Origin of the sequence: Streptomyces sp. NPDC101181 (genome assembly GCF_044767975.1) — a bacterium.
Taxonomy (GTDB): domain Bacteria; phylum Actinomycetota; class Actinomycetes; order Streptomycetales; family Streptomycetaceae; genus Streptomyces.
Genome location: NZ_JBIWOX010000006.1, coordinates 133,955 through 155,706 on the forward strand (window position 1 = coordinate 133,955; position 21,752 = coordinate 155,706).

Here is a 21,752-nt window from a genome sequence, read left to right on the forward strand (position 1 = left end):
GTACGACTCAGCCCGCACATCAGCCGGCTCAGCAGCCCGTTCAGCAGAAAGGCAGGTCCGCGATGACCAGGGTGCTCGTGGTCGACGACGAGCCGCAGATCGTCCGCGCCCTCGTGATCAACCTCAAGGCGCGCCGCTACGAGGTCGACGCCGCCCCCGACGGGGCCACCGCGCTCCAGCTGGCCGCCGCCCGGCACCCGGACGTCGTCCTCCTGGACCTCGGGCTGCCCGACATGGACGGCGTCGAGGTGATCAGGGGACTGCGCGGCTGGACCCGGGTCCCGATCCTCGTGCTCTCCGCCCGTCACACCTCCGACGAGAAGGTGGAGGCCCTGGACGCGGGCGCCGACGACTACGTCACCAAGCCGTTCGGCATGGACGAGCTGCTGGCCCGGCTGCGCGCCTCCGTACGCCGTGCCGAGCCGGTCGGCCAGGAGGGCGGCGGAGATGACATCGCGCTCGTCGAGACCCCCGGTTTCACCGTCGACCTGGCCGCGAAGAAGGTGCACCGGGCGGGCCGCGACGTACGGCTCACCCCCACCGAATGGCACCTGCTGGAGGTCCTCGTCCGCAACGGCGGCCGCCTGGTCAGCCAGAAGCAGCTGCTCCAGGAGGTCTGGGGGCCCTCCTACGGCACCGAGACCAACTACCTGCGGGTCTACATGGCCCAGCTGCGCCGCAAACTGGAGGCGGACCCGTCGCACCCCCGGCACTTCGTCACCGAGCCGGGGATGGGCTACCGCTTCGAGCGCGGCTGACACCGACGGTACGCGGGGGACCCGGGCGGGGCAGGGCTCCCCCGGGGGCTTGTCGCCGCCTTGTCGCCGCCCTTCTAGTCATCCTTTCGAGTGGTCCGCCCGGAGCCCCGACCTCGGTGCCCAGGACCGGTACCCTTCGGGTATGAGTGCTGTTCCCCGATCCGAGAAAGCCGGGAAGGCCGGGAAGGCGGCGAAGCCTTCCGGGCGCTTCCGCCGTATGCTCGACCGGCTCTCCAGCTCCCAGGAGGACCTGGAGTCCCAGGAGCTGCGGGAGGACGCGCGGGCCACCGGATGCACCCGGATCTCCGAGTGCTCCGACCGCCAGATCGTGAAGGTGGCTGGTACGTTGCGGACCGTCACCCTCCGCCCGCGGGCCGGAGTGCCCGCCCTGGAGGCGGAGCTCTTCGACGGCACCGAGCCGCTGGACGTGGTCTGGCTCGGCCGCCGCTCCATAGTCGGCATAGAGCCCGGCCGCAGGATCATCGCCTCGGGGCGGGTCGCCATGAGCCACGGCCGCCGGGTGCTGTTCAACCCCACATACGAACTCCGACCGCTCGGCAAGGAGTAGCCGGTGACGTCTCTCGACAAGCCGACGTCCGAAACGGACCAGCCCCCCCGCACCGCCCAGCAGGTGCCCGGGGGGAAGCACGCCGCCCAGCAGGACGCCGGGTCGAAGGCGGTCACCGAGGCGGCCCTCTTCGAGGCCTTCGGCGGGGTCCGCGGCATGGTGGAGACAGTCCTTCCCGGGCTGCTCTTCGTCACCATCTTCACCATCAACAAGGACCTGCACATCTCGGCCATCGCGGCCCTGGCCGTCTCCCTGGCCCTGGTCGCCGTACGGCTGATCCGCCGGGACACCGCGAAGCACGCCTTCAGCGGCGTCTTCGGAGTGGCCTTCGGTGTCGTGTTCGCGATGATGACGGGCAACGCCAAGGACTTCTACCTGCCGGGCATGCTCTACACGCTCGGGCTGGCCGTGGCCTACCTCGGCACCGCCGCCGCGGGCGTGCCGCTCATCGGCCTGATCCTCGGCCCGGTCTTCAAGGAGAACCTCTCCTGGCGGACCCGTAACCCGGGCCGTAAGAAGGCGTACACCAAGGCCAGCTACGCCTGGGGCTTCATCCTGCTGGCCAAGTGCGCCATCCTCTTCCCGCTCTACTGGTGGGCCGACACCACCCAGCTCGGCTGGGTGCTGATCGCGCTGAAGATCCCGCCGTTCCTGCTCGCCGTCTATCTGACCTGGGTCTTCCTCGCGAAGGCCCCGCCGCCCATCGACGTCTTCGCCGAGATGGAGGCCGAGGAGCGGGCTGAGAAGGAGCGCGCGGCACAGGCCACGGCCGCGGCACCGCGCGAGCCGGAGGCGTGAGGGCGTAACCCGTACCCGTACGCCGCCACCCGAGCGCGTAACCCGTACGTACACCAGGGGCCCGGAACCGCACCAGCGGTTCCGGGCCCCTCGCGCGCGGCTCCCCGGCTCAGTCCTCCGCGGGCTCGGCCGGGTCCCGGCGGACCGACAACAGGTCCTCCAGCTGCTCCTCGCGCGCCTGCGCGGCCACGAACAGCAGCTCGTCACCGGCCTCCAGGGACTCCTCGGGGCTCGGCGTCAGCACCCGCGTACCCCGGATGATGGTCACCAGCGAGGTGTCCTCCGGCCACGCGACGTCCCCGACGCGGGTACCCGCGAGAGCCGACTCCGGCGGCAGCGTCAGCTCCACCAGGTTGGCGTCCCCGTGACTGAAGCGCAGCAGCCGGACCAGATCGCCGACGCTCACCGCCTCCTCGACCAGGGCCGACATCAGCCGCGGCGTCGAGACGGCCACGTCCACGCCCCAGGACTCGTTGAACAGCCACTCGTTCTTCGGGTTGTTCACTCGGGCCACCACCCGCGGCACGCCGTACTCGGTCTTGGCGAGCAGCGAGACGACCAGGTTCACCTTGTCGTCCCCGGTCGCGGCGATCACCACGTTGCACCGCTGCAACGCCGCCTCGTCCAGCGACGTGATCTCACAGGCGTCCGCGAGCAGCCACTCGGCCATCGGCACCCGCTCCACCGAGATGGCGCTCGGCGTCTTGTCGATCAGCAGCACCTCGTGCCCGTTCTCCAGCAGCTCGGCGGCGATCGAACGGCCCACCGCGCCCGCCCCGGCAATCGACACACGCATCAGTGACCGTCCTCCTCGGGACCCTGGGCGAAGGCCTCCTCGACCTTGGCGATCTCATCCGTCCGCATCATCACGTGGACCAGGTCGCCCTCCTGGAGAACGGTCTGCGAGGACGGCAGTACGGCCTCGCCCAACCGGGTGAGGAAGGCCACCCGGACCCCCGTCTCCTCCTGGAGCGTGCTGATCCGGTGGCCGATCCAGGACGGCGTCGTGTGCACCTCGGCGAGCTGCACACCCCCGCTCGGGTCCCGCCACAGCGGCTCCGCGCCCGACGGCAGCAGTCGGCGCAGCATCTGGTCCGCCGTCCAGCGCACCGTCGCCACGGTGGGGATGCCGAGCCGCTGGTAGACCTCGGCGCGACGGGGGTCGTAGATCCGGGCCGCGACGTTCGTGATGGAGAACATCTCGCGCGCCACCCGGGCCGCGATGATGTTGGAGTTGTCGCCGCTGCTGACCGCGGCGAAGGCCCCCGCCTCCTCGATGCCCGCCTCGCGGAGGGTGTCCTGGTCGAAACCGACCCCGGTGACCCGGCGGCCGCCGAATCCCGATCCGAGGCGCCGGAACGCGGTGGGGTCCTGGTCGATCACCGCGACCGTGTGCCCCTGCTGTTCGAGGGTCTGCGCGAGAGCGGCTCCGACGCGCCCGCAGCCCATGATGACGATGTGCACCGTTCGCCTACCCCGCCGTCCTGGTCATCCGGCTGACCTGCGAAAACACGCTGCTCATACTTCTCTCTCAGCTTGCCGGGGCAACAACGGGCCCGCACCCGCGGTGCGTCCCGGCCCTGAGCTTATGTGCCGAGGGCGCCCCCGCTTCATCCGAGTCTCCCCATCTCGGCGCACCGCGGCAAAGGGAAAGTAAAAAGGAGGGAGCGGGCGCAAGGATTTCGTTAAGGAACGGCACGGCATTCTCCGCCGACCGCAGGAGATTGCGGGGCCACGGGAAAAGGACGGCCGTCCTTGGCCGGAACTCCCCTTACGATCCTCAGCGTGTCCAAACTGACCGACGTGCCCAAACGGATCCTGATCGGCCGGGCGCTGCGCAGCGACAAGCTGGGAGAAACGCTCCTCCCCAAGCGCATCGCGCTGCCCGTCTTCGCATCCGACCCCCTGTCCTCGGTGGCGTACGCGCCCGGAGAAGTCCTCTTGGTGCTGTCCATCGCGGGGGTCTCGGCGTATCACTTCAGTCCCTGGATCGCCGCCGCGGTCGTCGTCCTCATGTTCACGGTCGTCGCCTCCTACCGGCAGAACGTCCACGCCTACCCGAGCGGCGGCGGCGACTACGAGGTCGCCACCACCAACCTCGGCCCCCGGGCCGGACTGACCGTCGCCAGCGCCCTGCTCGTCGACTACGTCCTCACCGTCGCCGTGTCGATCTCCTCCGGCGTGGAGAACCTGGGCTCCGCCATCCCGTTCGTCGTCGAGCACAAAGTGTTCTTCGCCATCGGCGCGATCGTCCTGCTCACCCTGATGAACCTGCGCGGAGTCAAGGAATCGGGAAGGCTCTTCGCCATCCCCACCTACCTCTTCGTGGCCGGTGTCTTCCTGATGATCCTGTGGGGTGCGTTCCGGGGCCTGGTCCTCGGCGACACCATGCACGCCCCCACCTCGGACCTGGAGATCAACCCCGAACACCAGGGGCTCGCGGGCTTCGCCCTCGTCTTCCTCCTGCTGCGCGCGTTCTCCTCCGGCTGCGCCGCCCTCACCGGCGTCGAGGCCATCAGCAACGGGGTGCCCGCCTTCCGCAAGCCCAAGAGCAGGAACGCCGCGACCACGCTCGCCATGATGGGCCTGCTCGCCGTCACCATGTTCTGCGGGATCATCGGCCTCGCCATGGCCACCGGCGTCAAGATGGCCGAGAACCCGGCCGTCGACCTGATCCGCGACGGCTCCCCGGTCGGCGCGGGCTACACCCAGAACCCGGTGATCTCCCAGGTCGCCGAGGCGGTCTTCGGCCACGGCTCGTTCCTCTTCATGATCCTCGCCACGGCCACCGCGCTCGTCCTCTTCCTGGCCGCGAACACCGCGTACAACGGCTTCCCGCTGCTCGGCTCGATCCTCGCCCAGGACCGCTACCTGCCCCGCCAGCTGCACACCCGCGGCGACCGCCTCGCGTTCTCCAACGGCATCGTCCTGCTGGCCGGGGCCGCCATCCTGCTCGTCTGGATCTACGACGCCGACTCCACCCACCTCATCCAGCTCTACATCGTCGGCGTCTTCGTCTCCTTCACCCTCAGCCAGATCGGCATGGTCCGGCACTGGAACCGCCACCTGAGCACCGAGAAGGATCCCGCCCAGCGCCGCCACATGATCCGCTCCCGGGCCATCAACGCCTTCGGCGCCACCTTCACCGGCCTGGTCCTGGTCATCGTCCTCGCCACCAAGTTCACCCACGGCGCCTGGGTGGCCCTGCTCGGCATGGTGATCTTCTACGGCACGATGACCGCGATCCGGAAGCACTACGACCGGGTCGCCGCCGAGATCGCCGTCGACGAGGCCCCGGCCGACGAGAGCCTGCGCCCCTCCCGGGTGCACGCGATCGTGCTCGTCTCCAAGCTCCACCGCCCCACGCTGCGCGCCCTCGCCTACGCGAAACTGATCCGCGCCGACCGCCTGGAGGCGCTCTCCATCAGCGTCGACCCGGACGAGACGAAGGCGCTCCGCGCGGACTGGGAGCGACGCGGCATCAACGTACCGCTCAAGATCCTCGACTCGCCCTACCGCGAGGTGACCCGGCCGGTCATGGAGTACGTCAAGAGCCTGCGCCGCGAGAGCCCGCGCGACGTGGTCAGCGTCTACATCCCGGAGTACGTGGTCGGCCACTGGTACGAGCACCTCCTGCACAACCAGAGCGCCCTGCGCCTCAAGGGCCGTCTGCTGTTCACCCCGGGCGTCATGGTCACCTCCGTCCCCTACCAGCTCCAGTCCTCCGAGGCCGCGAAGAAGCGGGCCCGCAGGCGCGCGGACTGGAGCGCCCCCGGCTCGGTGCGCCGGGGCCCGGTGGAGCGCAGGACCCAGCGGAACAAGGAGCCGAACGCCAGGAAATGAGCGGCGGTGACGCTCGTGGTCGGCGCCCCACCGGCACGCCAGTAGACTGGTGGGCTGCTGTCCGCTGCCCGCAGCGGAGCCGACGGACAGCGGTCCCGCCGTACGACTCCCCGCCACCCTGGAGCCTCCCCACATGCAGAACGCACCCACGTCGTCGCTGATCGGGGAGGAGTACGAGGTCGAGGTCGGGCCCGTCGCACACGGCGGCCACTGCATCGCCCGCACCGCCGGTAACCAGGTCCTCTTCGTCCGCCACACCCTCCCCGGCGAGAAGATCATCGCGAAGGTGACCGAAGGGGACACCGACTCCCGCTTCCTGCGCGCCGACGCCGTACGCATCCTCGAACCGTCCAAGGACCGCGTCGAGGCCCCCTGCCCCTACTCCGGCCCCGGCCGGTGCGGCGGCTGCGACTGGCAGCACGCCAAGCCCGGCGCGCAGCGCCGCCTCAAGGGCGAGGTCATCGCCGAGCAGCTCCTGCGCCTGGCGGGGCTGACCCCCGAGGAGGCCGGCTGGGACGGCACGGTGATGCCGGCCGAGGGCGACAAGCTCCCGCCGGGCGAAGTACCGGCCTGGCGCACCCGTGTCCAGTACGCGATCGACGCGGACGGCCGGGCGGGCCTGCGCAAGCACCGCTCGCACGACGTCCAGCCGGTCGACCACTGCCTGATCGCCGCGCCCGGCGTCTGCGAGCTCGGCGTGGAGAAGCGCGAGTGGCCGCAGATCGCCGCGGTGGAGGCCATCAGCGCCACCGGCTCCCACGACCGCCAGGTCATCCTCACCCCGAAGCCCGGCGGCCGCCTGCCCCTGGTCGAGCTCGACAAGCCGGTCTCCGTGCTCCGCGTCGAGGAGAAGGACGGCGGCGTCCACCGCGTCCACGGCCGCGCCTTCGTCCGGGAACGCGCCGACGACCGCACCTACCGCGTCGGCTCCGGCGGCTTCTGGCAGGTCCACCCCCAGGCGGCCAACACCCTGGTCCGCGCGGTCATGCAGGGCCTGCTGCCCCGCAAGAACGACACGGCCCTCGACCTCTACTGCGGCGTCGGCCTCTTCGCCGGAGCCATCGGGCAGCGCATCGGCGAGAAGGGCGCGGTCCTCGGCATCGAGTCCGGCAAACGCGCGGTCGAGGACGCCCGCCACAACCTCAAGGACCTCGACCGCGTCCGCATCGAACACGGCAAGGTCGACCAGGTCCTGCCCCGCACCGGCATCACCGAATGCGACCTGATCGTCCTGGACCCGCCCCGCGCGGGCGCGGGCAAACAGGTGGTCAAGCACCTGACGGGCCTGGGCGCCCGCAGGATCGCGTACGTGGCCTGCGACCCGGCTGCCCTGGCCCGGGACCTGGCGTACTTCCGGGACGGCGGGTACGGGGTGCGGACGCTGCGGGCGTTCGATCTGTTTCCTATGACGCACCATGTGGAGTGCGTGGCGATTTTGGAGCCGACGGGCAAGGGCTCCTGACCTGCGGTTTTGTGTGTGCGCATTATGCGCGGTGTGGGCGTTACGGGCGATATCTTGACGCCGAAATGACGCTCGTGACGCTCATTTGACGCTCGTTCTGATGGGGTGTCAGGCGCTCTGCGAGGGTGGTCAGGTGGCCTGCTGATCGCATGCGCGTGGAAGGCCGCTGGGGCTTCGTGGCGCTGAGTGGTGTACGTGATCTACGGGAGTAGAAACGCCCAGGCGTGGGCGCACCACCGCGGCCGCCCTCAGAAGGCGGGGCAGCCCCGGGCGCTGTCCTGTGCGGATGCCGGGATGCAATGGTGTGGCGCGGCGTGAACGCGATCGCCTGGATTCGGAAATTTGTTCGGCGAAGAGAATCCGGATGTCTGCTTTCATGCTACGCCCTCCCTCTCCGAGGAAGTCCTGGTCCGCCTGGCTGCGTGCTCTGTCGAGACCCAATGTCAGTGGTGGGCTCTACGGTTCTTTGTGGCTGGAGCGGAATGCCAGTGGGCAGCTGCGCAGGCAAGCCGCACCGACTGGGGTGCGGGGTTTCGCTGTCGGCGGGAAATGCGGCCGTACCCGCTGGGGTAGTGAGAGGCAGAGCGTATGGATCTGGACTACGACCGTCTGGTCGCCTTGCGGAAGCAGAGCGCGGCTTGGCGGATGCTGAGGGCCGACCACGCGGCGCTGATGCTGAGCTTCTTCAACAAGGTTTTCGTCGAGCAAGGGGTGCGCTCGATTGCCGGCGCGGAGCTTGTCGAACGCTTGGACGACGAGTTGTTCGCGCTCAATGAGCGGCTGGGGCGGAGTGCATTTCCCAAGTCCGCGAAGGCTTACCTGGACGTCTGGTCAGCACCGGAGAACGGATGGTTGCGCAAGTATTACCCGCCGGATTTGGACGAGCCGCACTATGACGCCACGGCCGCGGTCGAGAAGGCCATCGCGTGGGTCCGGTCGCTGGAAGAGCGCTCGTTCGTCGGTACGGAGTCGCGACTGAACACGATCTTCGATCTGCTGCGACAGATGACGTTCGGCACCGAAACCGACCCCGAGACGCGACTAGCCGAGCTCACGCGGCGCCGACACGAAATCGACCAGGAAATCGCGCGGGTTGAGGCCGGCGAGGTGGACGTCCTTGATAGTGCGGCGCTGAGGGACCGCTACCAGCAGGTGACCACGACGGCGCATGGGCTGCTGGCCGACTTCCGTGAGGTGGAGGCGAACTTAGCCGAGATGGCCAGCCTTCCCATCATGAGGGGGGAGCTGCCCAAGGGAACGGCCCCTGCTCCATCCATTCGAGAGTTTTGAACTTTCCCACCAGCTTGCCAGGCGGCAGCGCCATCCTTGACCCATGCTCGCATCCAGCCCTACCCAACGGCTCGCCGACCACGTTCGACATTTCCTTGGCAGCGGACCGTTTCTCCAACCCGGCGGATGGACCCACATGGGTGCTGTCATCTGCGACGTCAGCTTCCAGCCACGGTGCAACTACGAGAGGACTCTCCGACCGCGGCTCCTCCATTTGCAACTGAGCTGGGCTGATGCAAGAACAGTCCGCGGATTCCAGCGCCGGCTCGTCACGGAAGACCTCGCCGTGGCCATGAAGTTCAACCACGCACAGAAGGTCGCGACGGCTCACGCCATCACCGACCTCCTCGCTGCCGACGGGGTCGATACCCGCGAGGACCTCCACGCCTGGCTCGATCATCAGGCCAATCGCGCCGCTCTGCGCACGGTGAAGGGAGTGGGCCCGAAGAGCATCGACTACATAGGCAATCTCGTCGGCCGTTCGCACGTCGCCGTCGACGTACACCTGCGTGCCTTCGCCGGGGATGCTGGCGTTCCGGACCTGCCATACGACCAGTTACGCGCCGTGTATGAGGAAGCCGCCGCGCTTCTCGGGCACGACAAAGGCGGGCTGGAGCACGCCGCTTGGCGGCATAAGTCGAAGGCCACGTAGCCAGCCAGCGGGCCTGGCCGTTGTAGATGCGGTTGCAGCAGTCCCGAGGTGGCGAAAATCGGGCTAGCATGCGGCGGTGATGCGACAGGGAGTGAGGAGCCAGAGCGGTCAGGTTCGAGGGAAGAAGCAGGAGCCGTGGCAGCACTTCGAGCAAGAAGTCGCCGAACTCGTCGAGAGCCTCGATTCAGGCGCCACTGTTGAACCGGACGCCCACGTGACCGGCCTGGTCAGCGGGGCTACGCGGCAACTCGACGCCTTGGTGCGCGGGCAGGTTATCGGCCAAGGCATCACGATTGCCATCGAAGCCAAGCGATACAAGCGGCCGGTAAGCATCGGGACCATTGACGAGTTCGTTGGCAAACTGCTCGACGTCGGCTGTGACCGCGGAGTGCTCTACGCCGCGGGTGGTTTCTCCGAAGCTGCTCTGTCCCGGGCAAGCAATGCGCGGAATCCCGGGATCGGGTGCGTGCACCTTGCTCCGCGCGCAGACGGAGCCCTGATGTGCTCCTATACGAGGCTGGGCCCAGTCGAGCTGGCGTTCGAGGAGCACCTGGATCGGATCGTCGGAGTCCACCGGACTCAGGAATACGATGTATGGCTGCGGAGCGGAGTAGCCAATCTGTACCGCCACTAGGCTGCGCCGCGCTTCATCGGCCCTGGCTAACCCGCCTGCTTGACGCTCGCCCACCACGTATCCGCGAACCCTTGCGTATCGCAGTTGCGTATCGCACCTCATGCAGCAGTTGGTCGGCGGGCGTGCACTGCGGACTCGCGGATTCCCTAGCGTCCCCGTACTGGTCATCCCTGGCGGCAGGAGGTGGCCGCTGTCGCCAGGGCAAGACCTGCCGGTCCCTGATCGCGCCGGCTTTGCGGGACCCCCTGGATGCGGTGTGTCGTGTCCATCTTCGCGAGCGGGCGGCCGTCGCCTTCCGTGTTCCGCAAGGCTTCCAACGTCGCCTCCGCCTGGATCCCGTGGGGGTGACGATGCCGGTGCTTTTGCCCTCGCGAGTGGTAGTCCACCAGTGCCCTGGCGATCAATGATCCGAGGGCTCGTGCAGGGGCCTAACCGTGGCAACCTGTTCCGTCCCGAGGAGGAAAGGACTGTTGGTCATGACGCTCGTTTGACGCTGTTTCTGACGGAGTGTGAGGTGGTCTTCCTGGACCAGATGGCGCGGGTCAATCGACTACGGACTGCTCAGCTCTCTGACGCCGCGGGCATTCAGCTTTCATACTCTCGTAGCACGCCTCTAAGCCCACCACTCCGTAGGCATCTCCCGCACGAGGTAGCTCCACGGATCGTTCCGAAGAGCCGGTGGTGGGTCTTCCTCGTACAGCAGGCGAGAGACCTCCTGGCAGACGAACTGCGTGAGCCCACGGAGGGTCACCCGCAGGTGCTCCCAGCCGTGCGTGTCCTCGACGACTTCCACGAACCGTTCTGGACGACGCGCATCGTCCGTGACGTGTGACAGGGTGTTCCGGCGCGCCCCGAAGCGGCTGAAGTGATTGTTGAGCTGGGAGAAGGCTGGCTGTGAGAGCAAGGGCCGCGATTCCGCTAGCAGTTCCAGAAGTGCTCGGCCGCCATCCCCGGCCCCCGGTTTCAGTGCCTCTGCGATCCCGTAACCGCGCCAGTAAGTGGACGTCTGCATCATCTCGGGCCACGGCTCGGCCATGCCCTCCAGCGCAAGGACGTGGTTGACGAGCCCGAGGTACGCCGCGACGAGGTTATCGTCGTCAGGCATGCTCGCCGGAGCGACGGGTTCGACCGGTACGTCAGTCGAACTCAGGCTGACGACTTTGCCGAGAGTCCACCCGTATATGACCGGGTTGAGGACCGATGGTAGAGGCATCTTTAGATCGGGGACCTCGCTGATCGCACGCCTAAAGACGTTCGCCCTGAGCGCCGAACTCAGCGTGTTGTCGTCGCCTGTGTTGCGAAGGCCGGCCAGTATCCAGGTAGCCAGGAGGGCATGCTCGGAACTCCCGACCGAGATGTTCCCGACGCCTTCCGCGCCGACCAGTTCCAGCTGCTTCGCCCAGTACTCGTCGTAGGCGTCGGCAGCGGTACTCAGCCACGCGGGGGCGTACCCGATCTCGCTCAGCCGCTCTTCGATGTCGTCGTACCGCTGCTTGTCCGCGGCAAGCAACCGGTACAACTCGGCGTAGACGAGGGGCGAAAGCGTGCAGCTCATGCCGTCCACAAGACCTGCTCCAATTGGTCCGCCAACCCCACGTCCGGATCGACGTCTCCTTCGAACTCGAGGGCTTCTGCAGGGATCGGGAATCTCTCGATGTCCGTCCTCCGCAAGGACGGAACCGTCATGCCCCGCAAGAACATGCGCCTCCTGGTCTGCCCCTCGCGCCCGTTCAGGAAGTGCGCGAGCGCAGGCCCCTGTGACTGGTCACGCAACCGGAGGACGAAGATGCCCGGATCCGCGACGGCCGGGCGTTGTGCGACGGTGGCGTACGAGTACTCGCCCACGCGGGAGATCAGGAGGTCGCCCGGGGTGATGAGGGTGACGGCGGTGGACTGCGGCGCGGCCCATCGCCGGGTCGGACGGCCCCCCAGGACACTCACGTCCACGACCGGAAGCGTGCCCGGCAGTTCCGTCGGCACCTCGAAGCTGCGGGTTGAGCGGGAGGGCTTCATCTCGCGTACGAAGGAACCGAGCGGTTCGCCGTCCTCCAGGAGCTCGGGACGAGGAGTGGCGAGCATGATCCCCCAGTCGTCCCGAAGCCGAAGGTCAGCCGTGACCCACCACGTCGACTCCGACGGCTCCTCCTCGCGATGTGTTCTCGCCTCGATCGAAGCCAGCACTCCGTCGAGCCGCTGGACCTTCACAAGGGGCGGCAGGGGCACGCCCATCTCCAGCAAATCCGGCATCTTCACGGACGCCATGGTGGTACCTGTCGCCAGCGACGCCCGGCGAGCCTGTCCCGCCCGCGAGTTCAACACGGCCCAGATCCACCGGGAAAGCACCGGGTCGAGAGGCCGGAGGGCTATGAACCGGGATGAGAGGAGCGCACCGTTCAGCCGGTCGTCGACAAGAACGGCCGGCCCGGACGGCGAGGGCGGCACCAGGACATCACCACGCCGAAGGCCGCGCGTCCCGATGGTGAATGCCTTGCCTTGGTACTTGGTGCTCCGCCGCCGAATCGCCCCGGTGCGCGCCACCAGGCCAGCGGGCGCGATGACCGGGGAACCAGCGGTCGCGACACTCCCCGCCCGGACAGTGGTAACGAGTTCCCGCAATGGGACCACCGGCGCCGCTGTCGGCCAAGCGAAGGTGGAACCAACCAGGCGTCCTGGATCCCAGTCGGCCTCGCCCCGCAGATCAACTGCCAAGAAGCTGCTCATGACCGTCCTGCGGTACGTGGCCGGTCGTCTTCTGCGTCGACGAACTCCAGGACGGCGTTCAGCCCGGGACCTTCCGGGCCGAGTTGCGTCTCCCAGTCCTCACCGAGATGGGCGACCAGCGTCTCCGCGGGCTCAGTGCGGTCGATGACGACGAGAACGGAACGGACACCGGTGCCCGTGATCGCTCCTGCCGGAAGCCCGATAAGAGCGGCTACGTGGAAGTTCTCGGCCAGGAACATCCTGTACGCCGCGTACCGGTCCGCGAAGGTGAACGAGTGAGCGATATGCAGGACAGCGCGTCCTCCGGGCTTCAGCCCCCGCACACACTTGTCCAGCGCTGCGACATTGCCGTCGGACGTGGTCGATCCGTCCAGGAGAAGGTGGCGGTCGGCCAGGGAGAGACCGACAGGCGGCGCCGTGACAACGACGTCGGCATCCGCGAGGTCCCTCTGGAAGGAGTCGCCCTTCTCGATCACCACGTGCCTCGGCGCGTCCCGACCGATCCCTGCCGCGAGTTCGGCGAGCTGTGCGTCGAACTCGTAGCCGATGAACTCCGCCGCGACGCCTTGCTCCGCAGCACGGTCCAAGGCCGCCCAGAGGAACGATCCGGTTCCGCAGAACGGATCCAAGACGGTGCCAGCCAGATGTTTCTCAACCAACGCCGAAACGGCGGAGGCAACCACTCGGGGTGAGCTGAACTCTCGGTGTCTGCCACGAGAGGCGAACTCGGTCAACGCGTCCCGCTTCGCGCGCCAGAGTACGTCTGCCCGAACCGGCACGAACCCACCGTCGGGCAGTTCGATACCCGGCCTCCCATTTCGGGAAGACGTCAGGACGTTCCCGGAAGGAAAGTACCGGTCGGCTGAGACCCCGGAGTTGCGGAGACGGTCCGCCTCAAACCACAGACGTTGCACCAGGAGGGAGGTAGCCAACGACCGGTCGGTGACCAAGCCTTGCGAGCCGTGCTCGGGCGGAGTCGGGCCGTCGACCGGCTGCAAGGAACGGACACCACGGTCGGCCTTGAACCACTGCCCATTGATCACCGCGTAGTGCTCGAGCGTACCCAGCAGGTCCCGGCTGCCCGCCAGAGAGGGAAGGACGAGCTCGGGCTGCCTGAGTTTCTTGTTCTTGTACTCGACAACTGCCCACGGCACGAGTTCCCCGTCGGCATTCGACGCCCACGCCAGTACATCCGGCCGAAGGTTCGACAAGTTTTCAAGCCGCGGCTCTACCTGCAGAATCGTGTAGCCGACGGCACGCATCGCGGCACGAACCTCGGCGATGTCGGACCTGTGATTCGGCATCGGGCTCCCATCCCTTCTGCCGCCTTCCGCAACAAGGCAGCCCGGCAGGCTATCGCGTCTGATCATGCCCTGCCAACGGAGGCGCGACGGGTACGGAGGCCGGTCCGCGCCTTCGACTCGGGCACCGGTGTCGAGGCTGGGGCGCGACTGGCCCGTGCGGCCCCGGAAACACGAAGTGACACTGGCGTTGACCTGCACCCTTCCGTCCGGTACATGGTTCACGCGGTGGAACTCGGCTGGACGGCCCGGTCAGGATGGTGTGCTCAGTAGGTCGACCGTCCGCTTCAGTCGCTGGAAGAAGAGGGCGTCGATCGCCAAGCCGGTTCGGACCTTGTCAAGCGTCAAACGAGTGCAGGCGGTGGCCGTGCCCGCTTGCTGTCGAAACTGTCTCAGGCAGCGGAGGGGTGATGCGCGATCAGTGCCCGCGCGAGATGTTCGGCAACTTCCTCGGCTCCGGCCTGCAGGGCCGCCAGGGTGACGGACTCGTCGGGTTCGGTACGCAGGGCGAATGACCTGCCGAAGCCGGCGAGACTGGCTGTGCGCCGTGACTGACGTGGGTCGAAGGTATCGATGCTGGTCATGGCGGGCTCCGACACGCCAGCAGCCACCACGATGCAGTCCTGCCTGATGATGTTCAACGCGCCGGTGAACCTGAGCAGTTCGGCGATCTGCTTGGGCAGGGCGTTGGAATCGAGGATCGGCCCCATACTGTCCTGGGGAAGCAAGGCCCGGGTGGAGAACTGGCCCGTCTTGTACAGGCGGACCTCTACGAGCCGGCCCGGACGGGGCGTGTCCCACGAACGGGGGCGGCTGGCAGGGACGGAGACGGCCATATGTCCCTGCGTCCGGGAAGAGCTTAGGGGGACATCGTCTTCGACCATACGGGTCGCGCGTATACGGCCCGGCAGCGACTGGCCGAGCGCCTCCAGTTCCCTGGCTGAGTAACCAGCAGAGTCCAGCGGTAGGACGTGCAGCTCCAAAAGGGTGGTCACGCCGGCGGTCTGCAGACCGCCTGTGCCCTCCTCAAGGGTCCAGTTCAGGGCGGGTGGCTGGGCCAGCTTGGCGAAGGCCAGGGGGGACGGGCCCGACTCCAGCTCCCGGATCTTCCCGGCGACCTTAGGGAGCAGATCCGCGGCCGTGCGGAAGCTGTCGCGGAATACTCCGGTGGCGTACGCCTCCACTACGCGCACGAACTCGTGCTGATTGGGCTCGAAGGTCACGTCCAGCTTGCGATAGACGAGGCGGGGCATACTTGCTTGCTGGGCTGTTACCCACTCGTCATGGGTTGCTGACTGCCCTGTCTCGGGGAACACGTGGCCGTAGTTCGGGCCTAGGAGGAAGAGGCACGCGTCGGCGGTCGACAGAGCTTTCAGGCAGGCTTCCCGGCTCGGCGTGGTCTGAGCTGAGAAGTCCTCGAACCGGACCGGGGTGTGGCCGAGAGCGCGGACCAGCCCGTCAAGGGCGTCACGCTCCTCCTCCAGACCCTTGCGGGCACTGCTGATGAAGATCCTCACGCTACGGTGTCTCCACTGCTGAGGGTTCTGCTGTGAGGCGAACCGGGTGGCTGGTGCCGGCATTCAACTGGGGGTTTGATGGCCGAGACGTCGGAAGAGGCGATACGCGCCTATTGGAAGGAGCACCGCGAGCAACTGCGGCAGTGTGAGACCCAGCGCTCCACATTGACGAACCTCCTGCTCATCGTCACGGCAGCCTTGAGCGGTCTGATCGTCCAGCAGAAGTTCACGCTGAACGTCATGCCTTTGTGCCTCTTCGTCGCGATGACTGGAGTCTACGGCGCTGTGGCGGTGGCCAAGTACTACGAGCGGGCCTCCTACCACCTCACCCAGGCACGGGCGTTGACCCGAGACCTGGCGGTCCGGGGCGTGCTGGGGTCCGATGAAGGGCTCGCCCGGGCACGCGCGGCGCACTACCGCGAGTTTCCCCGGCTGCACCGCATTCGGCTTCACCGCCTGTGGGTAGGGCTGCACCTCGCTATAGCACTCTACGGGCTCGCCCTCCTTCTCGTCTGTGTGATTGTCGCCTGACGACTCAGGGAGAAGGAGCACAACACACGTGCGGCGGGCCCGTCGGGGCCAGCAGGTATGGCGTTCGGTCGACCGGACGGTCGGCCCCGAAGATCCGCCCAGGGCATTACTGGCATGGGCGGAGCGGTATTAGGGTTGCTCTCCGAGTGGTGCCCTGACCGCTGCCGAGGGGGAAACGGTCGTCGCCCAGGGCATCGGGGGTGAGGGGAGCCGCCGTGCAGGCGCTGTACGCCGTCAGTTTCGACATCCGGTCCGCCCAGGAGCAGCCGGGCCGCGCCTACGAGAGCCTTCGCGGCCATCTCGCCGACTGGCTCGGCCACCACGGACGTATACCGGCACCTTCGGTGACCGAACTCGACCGGGATGGCCGGGCGGTGCTCGTCGGCAAGTTTCCCGGCCATGGTGACCGCAAAGTGAGCTGGACCGTGGCGGGCGACGAACTCACCCGCGCGCTGCGCGTGACCATCCATCAGCCGCTCTCTACGGGACCGGCCCAGTTCGTCACCCGGGTCACGGTCTCCCAGTCGGAGGAAGGCGGTGGCGGGCTCAGAATCGTCATGGGCAGGGAGATCCCCGACGGCTGGATAGCACCGGTGCAGGATCCGCAGCTCAAGCGCCCGAACCTGCTGCGGGCGGTGCTCGGCGACCAGGAGCTCGAAGTGCGGGTGCTGGGCCAGCTCGCCACGGGACGGTACGAGAGGATCCGGGAGGAGAGCCATGCTGACGTACTCCTCGATGTCCTGGCGCTGCGCACGCGGCTCCCCATTCTCCTGACACATCCCAGGGACCAGACGGGGTGGAGCGCGGCGGCCGACGCGTCGGGACAACTGGCCGGCCTGGCCCAGGTGGTGACCCTGAACTACGTGACTGCACAAGCCGTCCGGCGGGCCCACGAGCAGTTGGCCGTACCCAGCGGTGGCGCCCGGCTGGTCTGGCCCGACCTCGGCTTGGAACACCCCTCGTACTCGCGTGAGGAGGTGTCCCAGGCGTCCTTCGTGGAAGGGCGGTTGATGCTGTCGCTCGCCCATCTCTCTGTCATCGCCCGTGGCAGTGACACGGCGTGGGAACGTGCGCGGCAGGCTTCGTACCGCGCGGGAGCCCGTAGGGCGGCGGAGCAGTTGTCGCTTGCCCAAGCCGCCGGAGACACGACCGCCGAGCTCGAAGCACTGCAGAAACGTGTCCGGCAGCTCGAAGAGGACGCCACGTCCTGGGAAAACATGGCACAGAGCTGCATGGAGGAACGCGACAAGGCGCGAGACGATGCCGCCACCGCTGAGGCCCTGCGTCAGGACCGGGACTACTGGAAGAACGAGTACCTGGGCCTGTCGAAGGGCGGGAGCGGGCGGGCGGCCACATTCGATGCCTGGAGCGAGATCCCTTCTTTGGGATCGGATGCTGTGCTCACTTTCGAAGCTCTCGCCAAGGCGTCGGAGGAGCACATTGTGTTCACGGCGAGAGCGGCGCGCGCCTGGAAGGACTCCCGCTACCCGTACCCCCAGGAGATGACCGACCGGCTGACCGCCCTCGCGCAGGCTGCGATGGACCTGTACTCCAATTCCGGCAAGATGCCCAGGCTGGCCCAGTGGTTCTACGACAACCACGGACTGAAATTCGCGCCCAACGACGAGAAACTCAGCAAGGACAAGGACAAGCGTTACTTCACGTTCAACGGGAAGCGCTGGGACGGACTGCCGCACATCAAGGTACGGGACGCCGTCTCGCCCAACGAGGTCGGACGCATCTACTTCGCCCTCGACTCCGAGGAGAAGCGGTTCATCGTGAACCATGTGGGTCTGCACCTGTAGCCGGCCCTGGCGGGCACTTTGGCGGCCTGTTCACCGACTGTCGGCTGTGACGCTCGTTTGACGCTCCAGGTAACCACACGCAGGACGACGAGCTGAGAAATGGTCTCTGACCTGGTCTTTTCCATCACACCCTCAGGCCGACATCTTTTCTATGACGCATCACGTGGAGTGTGTGGCGATTTTGGAGCCGACGGGCAAGGGCTCCTGAACTGGGGTTTTGTGCGTGTGCATGGGGTGCGGTGTGGGCCCGAGGCGGCCCGTGCGCGGAATGCGCCCCCCGGCGGCTCTCCCGCGGGAGCCCCGGAGTCTACGGATCCTGGAGTCGCGGAGCGGGGGTCGGCCCCCGTTCCGCGACCGTGGGTCAGCCGTGTCCGGTCAGGTCACCGTCCACTTGTGCGACGCGCGGCCGTCGCACCGGTTGATGATCAACTGGGTTCCGTCCGCTCCGGTGCCGCCGACTGTGTCCAGGCAGATGCCGCGGTTGCGGATGGTGCCGTCCGGCTGGACGGACCAGTCCTGGTTGGCGCCGCCGTGACAGTCCCACAGCTGGACCTTGGTCCCGTCGGCCGTGGCCCGGGCGTCCACGTCGAGGCACTTGCCCATCGACCGCAGTGTGGCGCCGTCGGCCTGCCACTTCTGGTTGTCACCGCCGTTGCAGCCCCACAACTGGACCTTGGCGCCGTTCGTCGTGCTCCGGCCGTTGACGTCGACGCATTTCCCGTCGATGCCGGTGATCCGTGCCGGGACGGCTGGACCGCTCTGACCGACGCCTTTCCCGACGAAGGTCATCGAGTCGATGTCGTAGGAGTTCGCCGACCCGGTCCTGAAGACCAGATAGAGCTCGGTCGTTCCGCCGGGCCTGGTGACGTCGACCGCCGGGGTGCTCCGGTAGTCGTCCCAGCCGCCGGTGCTCGGGACCGGCACCGTGGCGATCAGCGCGCCGGTCGGTGAGCCGTCGCGCAGCTCGACCGTGCCGCCGCCCGAGGGTGAGGACAGCCGCAGTGAGACCTTGTCGATGCCGGTGAAGTTGACCGGCGAGTAGGAGACCCAGTCGTTGTCGCTGATGTCGCCGAGCCGGCCACCGGACTCCGCGCCGCCCTGCGAGACGACCCGGATGCCGGACTGCCGGGTGTAGAACTCGGCCTGCTTGCGCTTGGGCTGGAGTACCACCTTGGCGCTGCCGGCCAGGGCGGGCGCTCCGGGGGCGCCCTTGTCCGTGTAGCTGGAGGAGGCGACGTACGACACGTCCAGGTCGGCGTGGGCCGTGTCCGTCTCCGGGACGATGGTGCCCGAGCAGCCGGTGATCGCGTCGGTGTCGTGCGCGTGCTCGTCGTGCCCGAGCGAGGGCACGGTCCTGACATCGGCGCAGTCGACGGTGCCGTCCTCGGGGTCGGTGACGTCCACCGTGTACGGGATCCGGTCGCCCCAGTCGTACATGCCGCCGTTCGGCAGGGAGAGCCTGACGGTCGGCGCCGTGTTGCCGGAGGTCACGGTGAGGTTGGCGGTGCCGTCGCGGCCACCGGTGTCGGTGACGGTGAGCTGCGCGGTGAACTGCCCCTTCGCCGTATAGGTGTGGGTGGGTGACGCCTCGGTCGAGGTCGCACCGTCGCCGAAGTCCCAGTGGTAGGTGAGCGTGCCTCCCTCCGGGTCGCGCGAGCCCTCACCGGAGAACTCCACGGTCAGCGGTGCGGGCCCGGACGTGGGGCTCGCGGTGGCCACGGCGAGGGGACGCCGGTCACCCGAGCTGTAGTCGATGCGGTAGAGGCCGGAGTCCGGGTTGTCCCGGCCGAAGCCGCTTCCCCACTCCAGCAGGTACATCGCCCCGTCGGGGCCGAACTTCATGTCCATCGGGGACTTGAAGCCCAGGTCCGGCAGAAAGTCGTTGATCTTGAGCAGCTTCCCGTCGTCGTCCAGCCGGAACTCGTGCAGGTTGTTGCGCGACCACTCACCGAAGAACGGCGTCTTGTCGAAGTAGGCCGGGAACTTCGTCTCCGACGGGTTGTCGGCGTCGTAGTGGTACACGGGGAAGGCGGCGGGCGCCTCGCCGCCGTCGCCCATCTCCGGGAACTTCCCGCCGTTGGCGCCGTTTCCGTACCAGACGTCTGCCTTCTTGGCCGCCGGAAGGCTGGTGATGCCGGTGTTGTTGGGCGAGTCGTTGACCGGGGCGGCGCAGTCGAAGGCGGGCCCGGACTGACCGGTGGCGAAGTCGTAGTCCCGGTAGGGGATGTTGTCGCCGACACAGTACGGCCAGCCGTAGAAGCCGGGCTCCTTGATGATGTTCCACTCGACGATCGCCGCCGGTCCCCGGTCCGCGCTGTCGGAGCCCGCGTCGGGACCGTAGTCGGCGGCGTACAGGGTGCCGTCAGCGGGGTCGACGGAGAACCGGAAGGGGTTGCGGAAGCCCATCGCGTAGATCTCGGGCTTGGCCTTCGCGGTACCCGGGGCGAACATGTTGCCCGCCGGGACGGTGTAGGTGCCGTCGGCCTCCGGGTGGATGCGAAGGATCTTGCCGCGCAGGTCGTCGGTGTTGGCCGACGTGCGCTGGACGTCGTTGTCGGCGCGTCCCGGGCGCTCGTCGATCGGGGTGTAGCCGTCGGAGCGGAACGGCTCGGTGTCGTCGCCCGTGCCTATGTAGAGGTTGCCGTTGGGCCCGAAGGCGATGTAACCGCCGGTGTGCCCGGGCTCCGGCGACTTGCGTGACGAGGGGACCTTCATGACGACTTTCTCGCTGGCCTTGTCGAGGCTGTCGCCGTTGACGGTGAACCGCGACACCCGGGCGATGTCCTCGGTGCCGCCGGCCGGGGAGTACATCAGGTAGATCCAGCGGTTGGTGGCGAAGTCCGGGTCCAGTGCCAGGCCGGTCAGTCCGTCCTCGCCGCCGGTGTAGACGTCGATCGTGGCGGCGGTGACCACCTCGCCGCTGCCGGGCTTGTGGACCTTCACCTTGCCGCCGTACTCGGCGTAGAACACCCGGCCGTCATCGGCGATGTCCAGGGCCGCGGGACCGGTGGTGTTCTCGTCCAGCGGGACCTTCTCGTAGGCGCCCCAGGTCGTCGGGCCGCAGTCCGCCTCGACCTTTCCGCCCGCGCTCTCGACGCCGCCCACCACGTGGTCGCGGAACTGCGGGTCCGAGTAGCTGGCAGCGTCGTGGCCCATGGCGGTGGCCCATACGCTGCCGCCCTCGGCGTCGCGGCACCAGGAGATCGGGTGGTCGGCCCCCATGGCCTCGCTGCCCGGGTCGTACGTGGTCTCATCGGCGGTGACCAGGACGTGCACATCGCCGCGCGGGTTCGGGTCGAAGTTGTACCACTCCTCCGTGCGTACCCAGCGGTCGGGCAGGTGCGAGGTGGAGGGGTGGACCCGGTCGGCGACCTTGGCGGTGCCCCGGAGACTGCCGGGCGAGTGCGCCGGCATGTGGGCGCCGCCGTTGACGAGCTCGTCCCACCAGGGGAAGTCGTTCTCGATGCCCATGTCGAGCGTGTTGTGGACGGCCGCGATGCCTCCGCCGTCGCGCACGTACTTCTGCACGGCCTGGCGCTGGGCGTCGGTCTCCCAGACCATGCCGGAGGTCTGGACCATGGCGACCACGTCGTACTCGGCGAGGTCGGCGTCGTTGAAGACGGCCGCGTCCTCGCTCTTGGTCAGCTCCCATCCGCGGTCGGCGGCGACCTGGTCGAACATCGTGATGGCGGCCGGGATGGAGTCGTGCCGGTAGGCGCCCGGCGCGGTCTTGGTGAACAGGAGGACGTGGAAGCCTTCCGGATGGGCGGTGGCCGGTGCGGCCAGGCCGGTCACGAGGAGCGCGGAGCTGACTAAACTCAGCACCCACCTCGTCATCGTCGATCTCATGTGCGGCTCCTGCGGTCGTGAAT

At 67.9% G+C, this 21,752-nt stretch carries 17 protein-coding genes; 10 read left to right on the forward strand and 7 right to left on the reverse strand.

Going from position 1 to position 21,752, the window contains the following annotated elements; all coding sequences use genetic code 11:
* Positions 1 to 62 precede the first annotated feature (62 nt).
* The 3 genes from ACIRRU_RS11760 (at position 63) to ACIRRU_RS11770 (ending at position 2,124) form a co-directional block, all read left to right on the forward strand.
* The gene (locus tag ACIRRU_RS11760; protein ID WP_403678895.1) at positions 63 to 758 is read left to right on the forward strand and encodes a response regulator; all 696 of its coding nucleotides are present in this window, start codon (positions 63 to 65) and stop codon (positions 756 to 758) included.
* Between the two features lie 142 nt (positions 759 to 900).
* Positions 901 to 1,326, forward strand: coding sequence for an OB-fold nucleic acid binding domain-containing protein (locus ACIRRU_RS11765; protein ID WP_403678897.1), 426 nt, complete (start codon positions 901 to 903; stop codon positions 1,324 to 1,326).
* Between the two features lie 3 nt (positions 1,327 to 1,329).
* On the forward strand, positions 1,330 to 2,124 hold the full coding sequence (locus ACIRRU_RS11770) for a DUF3159 domain-containing protein (RefSeq protein ID WP_403678899.1): 795 nt from the start codon (positions 1,330 to 1,332) through the stop codon (positions 2,122 to 2,124).
* A gap of 109 nt (positions 2,125 to 2,233) precedes the next feature.
* Here ACIRRU_RS11770 and ACIRRU_RS11775 read toward each other — a convergent pair whose 3' ends face one another.
* Both ACIRRU_RS11775 and ACIRRU_RS11780 read right to left on the reverse strand, forming a co-directional pair.
* Complete coding sequence (locus ACIRRU_RS11775) at positions 2,234 to 2,920, reverse strand: potassium channel family protein (RefSeq protein ID WP_403678901.1); 687 nt, start codon at positions 2,918 to 2,920, stop codon at positions 2,234 to 2,236.
* The gene (locus ACIRRU_RS11780) at positions 2,920 to 3,588 is read right to left on the reverse strand and encodes a TrkA family potassium uptake protein (protein WP_363201760.1); all 669 of its coding nucleotides are present in this window, start codon (positions 3,586 to 3,588) and stop codon (positions 2,920 to 2,922) included. Before ACIRRU_RS11780 ends, ACIRRU_RS11775 begins: the two co-directional genes overlap by 1 nt.
* 321 nt (positions 3,589 to 3,909) lie before the next feature.
* On the opposite strand from ACIRRU_RS11780, the gene ACIRRU_RS11785 reads away from it, so the two are divergent.
* The 5 genes from ACIRRU_RS11785 to ACIRRU_RS11805 all read left to right on the forward strand — a co-directional run bounded on the left by ACIRRU_RS11785 (position 3,910) and on the right by ACIRRU_RS11805 (position 10,005).
* Positions 3,910 to 5,967: an APC family permease gene (locus ACIRRU_RS11785; protein WP_403678903.1), complete on the forward strand. Its 2,058-nt coding sequence runs from the start codon at positions 3,910 to 3,912 to the stop codon at positions 5,965 to 5,967.
* Positions 5,968 to 6,100: 133 nt separating this feature from the next.
* A complete protein-coding gene (locus tag ACIRRU_RS11790; protein ID WP_403678905.1) occupies positions 6,101 to 7,429 on the forward strand; it encodes a class I SAM-dependent RNA methyltransferase in 1,329 nt (442 codons plus the stop codon).
* A 588-nt stretch (positions 7,430 to 8,017) separates the two neighbouring features.
* Positions 8,018 to 8,719 (forward strand): DUF3375 family protein, encoded by a 702-nt coding sequence (locus ACIRRU_RS11795; protein ID WP_403678907.1) that lies wholly within the window; start codon positions 8,018 to 8,020, stop codon positions 8,717 to 8,719.
* 286 nt (positions 8,720 to 9,005) lie between these two features.
* Entirely contained in the window at positions 9,006 to 9,371 is a 366-nt protein-coding gene (locus ACIRRU_RS11800; RefSeq protein WP_401914188.1) for a hypothetical protein, read from the forward strand.
* 79 nt (positions 9,372 to 9,450) lie between these two features.
* On the forward strand, positions 9,451 to 10,005 hold the full coding sequence (locus ACIRRU_RS11805) for a restriction endonuclease (protein WP_366846838.1): 555 nt from the start codon (positions 9,451 to 9,453) through the stop codon (positions 10,003 to 10,005).
* Positions 10,006 to 10,618: 613 nt separating this feature from the next.
* Here the strand turns inward: ACIRRU_RS11805 and ACIRRU_RS11810 are convergent.
* The 4 genes from ACIRRU_RS11810 to ACIRRU_RS11825 form a co-directional block, all read right to left on the reverse strand.
* On the reverse strand, positions 10,619 to 11,569 hold the full coding sequence (locus ACIRRU_RS11810) for a hypothetical protein (RefSeq protein ID WP_403678909.1): 951 nt from the start codon (positions 11,567 to 11,569) through the stop codon (positions 10,619 to 10,621).
* Positions 11,557 to 12,726 carry a hypothetical protein gene (locus ACIRRU_RS11815; protein ID WP_403678911.1) on the reverse strand — a complete coding sequence of 390 codons (1,170 nt, stop codon included), beginning with the start codon at positions 12,724 to 12,726 and terminating at the stop codon, positions 11,557 to 11,559. The genes ACIRRU_RS11810 and ACIRRU_RS11815 overlap by 13 nt, the downstream gene beginning before the upstream one ends.
* Positions 12,723 to 14,030 (reverse strand): class I SAM-dependent DNA methyltransferase, encoded by a 1,308-nt coding sequence (locus ACIRRU_RS11820; RefSeq protein ID WP_403678913.1) that lies wholly within the window; start codon positions 14,028 to 14,030, stop codon positions 12,723 to 12,725. Before ACIRRU_RS11820 ends, ACIRRU_RS11815 begins: the two co-directional genes overlap by 4 nt.
* Positions 14,031 to 14,419: 389 nt before the next feature.
* Positions 14,420 to 15,544 carry a DUF4062 domain-containing protein gene (locus ACIRRU_RS11825; protein WP_403678915.1) on the reverse strand — a complete coding sequence of 375 codons (1,125 nt, stop codon included), beginning with the start codon at positions 15,542 to 15,544 and terminating at the stop codon, positions 14,420 to 14,422.
* A 78-nt stretch (positions 15,545 to 15,622) separates the two neighbouring features.
* Between ACIRRU_RS11825 and ACIRRU_RS11830 the strand changes: the two genes are divergently transcribed.
* Positions 15,623 to 16,075 (forward strand): hypothetical protein, encoded by a 453-nt coding sequence (locus ACIRRU_RS11830; protein WP_366846818.1) that lies wholly within the window; start codon positions 15,623 to 15,625, stop codon positions 16,073 to 16,075.
* Positions 16,076 to 16,290: 215 nt separating this feature from the next.
* Positions 16,291 to 17,880: a hypothetical protein gene (locus ACIRRU_RS11835; protein WP_403678917.1), complete on the forward strand. Its 1,590-nt coding sequence runs from the start codon at positions 16,291 to 16,293 to the stop codon at positions 17,878 to 17,880.
* A 375-nt stretch (positions 17,881 to 18,255) separates the two neighbouring features.
* Here ACIRRU_RS11835 and ACIRRU_RS11840 read toward each other — a convergent pair whose 3' ends face one another.
* Positions 18,256 to 21,729, reverse strand: a complete 3,474-nt coding sequence (locus ACIRRU_RS11840) for a ThuA domain-containing protein (RefSeq protein ID WP_403678918.1) — start codon at positions 21,727 to 21,729, stop codon at positions 18,256 to 18,258.
* Between the last annotated feature and the right edge of the window lie 23 nt (positions 21,730 to 21,752).

Excerpts from the sequence above, each read along its gene's own strand:
- ACIRRU_RS11760 (WP_403678895.1), top strand. The coding sequence starts at position 63 with ATGACCAGGGTGCTCGTGGTCGACGACGAGCCGCAGATCGTCCGCGCC.
- ACIRRU_RS11765 (WP_403678897.1), top strand. The coding sequence starts at position 901 with ATGAGTGCTGTTCCCCGATCCGAGAAAGCCGGGAAGGCCGGGAAGGCG.
- ACIRRU_RS11775 (WP_403678901.1), bottom strand. The coding sequence starts at position 2,920 with ATGCGTGTGTCGATTGCCGGGGCGGGCGCGGTGGGCCGTTCGATCGCC.
- ACIRRU_RS11790 (WP_403678905.1), top strand. The coding sequence starts at position 6,101 with ATGCAGAACGCACCCACGTCGTCGCTGATCGGGGAGGAGTACGAGGTC.
- ACIRRU_RS11795 (WP_403678907.1), top strand. The coding sequence starts at position 8,018 with ATGGATCTGGACTACGACCGTCTGGTCGCCTTGCGGAAGCAGAGCGCG.
- ACIRRU_RS11805 (WP_366846838.1), top strand. The coding sequence starts at position 9,451 with ATGCGACAGGGAGTGAGGAGCCAGAGCGGTCAGGTTCGAGGGAAGAAG.
- ACIRRU_RS11815 (WP_403678911.1), bottom strand. The coding sequence starts at position 12,726 with ATGAGCAGCTTCTTGGCAGTTGATCTGCGGGGCGAGGCCGACTGGGAT.
- ACIRRU_RS11820 (WP_403678913.1), bottom strand. The coding sequence starts at position 14,030 with ATGCCGAATCACAGGTCCGACATCGCCGAGGTTCGTGCCGCGATGCGT.
- ACIRRU_RS11830 (WP_366846818.1), top strand. The coding sequence starts at position 15,623 with ATGGCCGAGACGTCGGAAGAGGCGATACGCGCCTATTGGAAGGAGCAC.
- ACIRRU_RS11840 (WP_403678918.1), bottom strand. The coding sequence starts at position 21,729 with ATGAGATCGACGATGACGAGGTGGGTGCTGAGTTTAGTCAGCTCCGCG.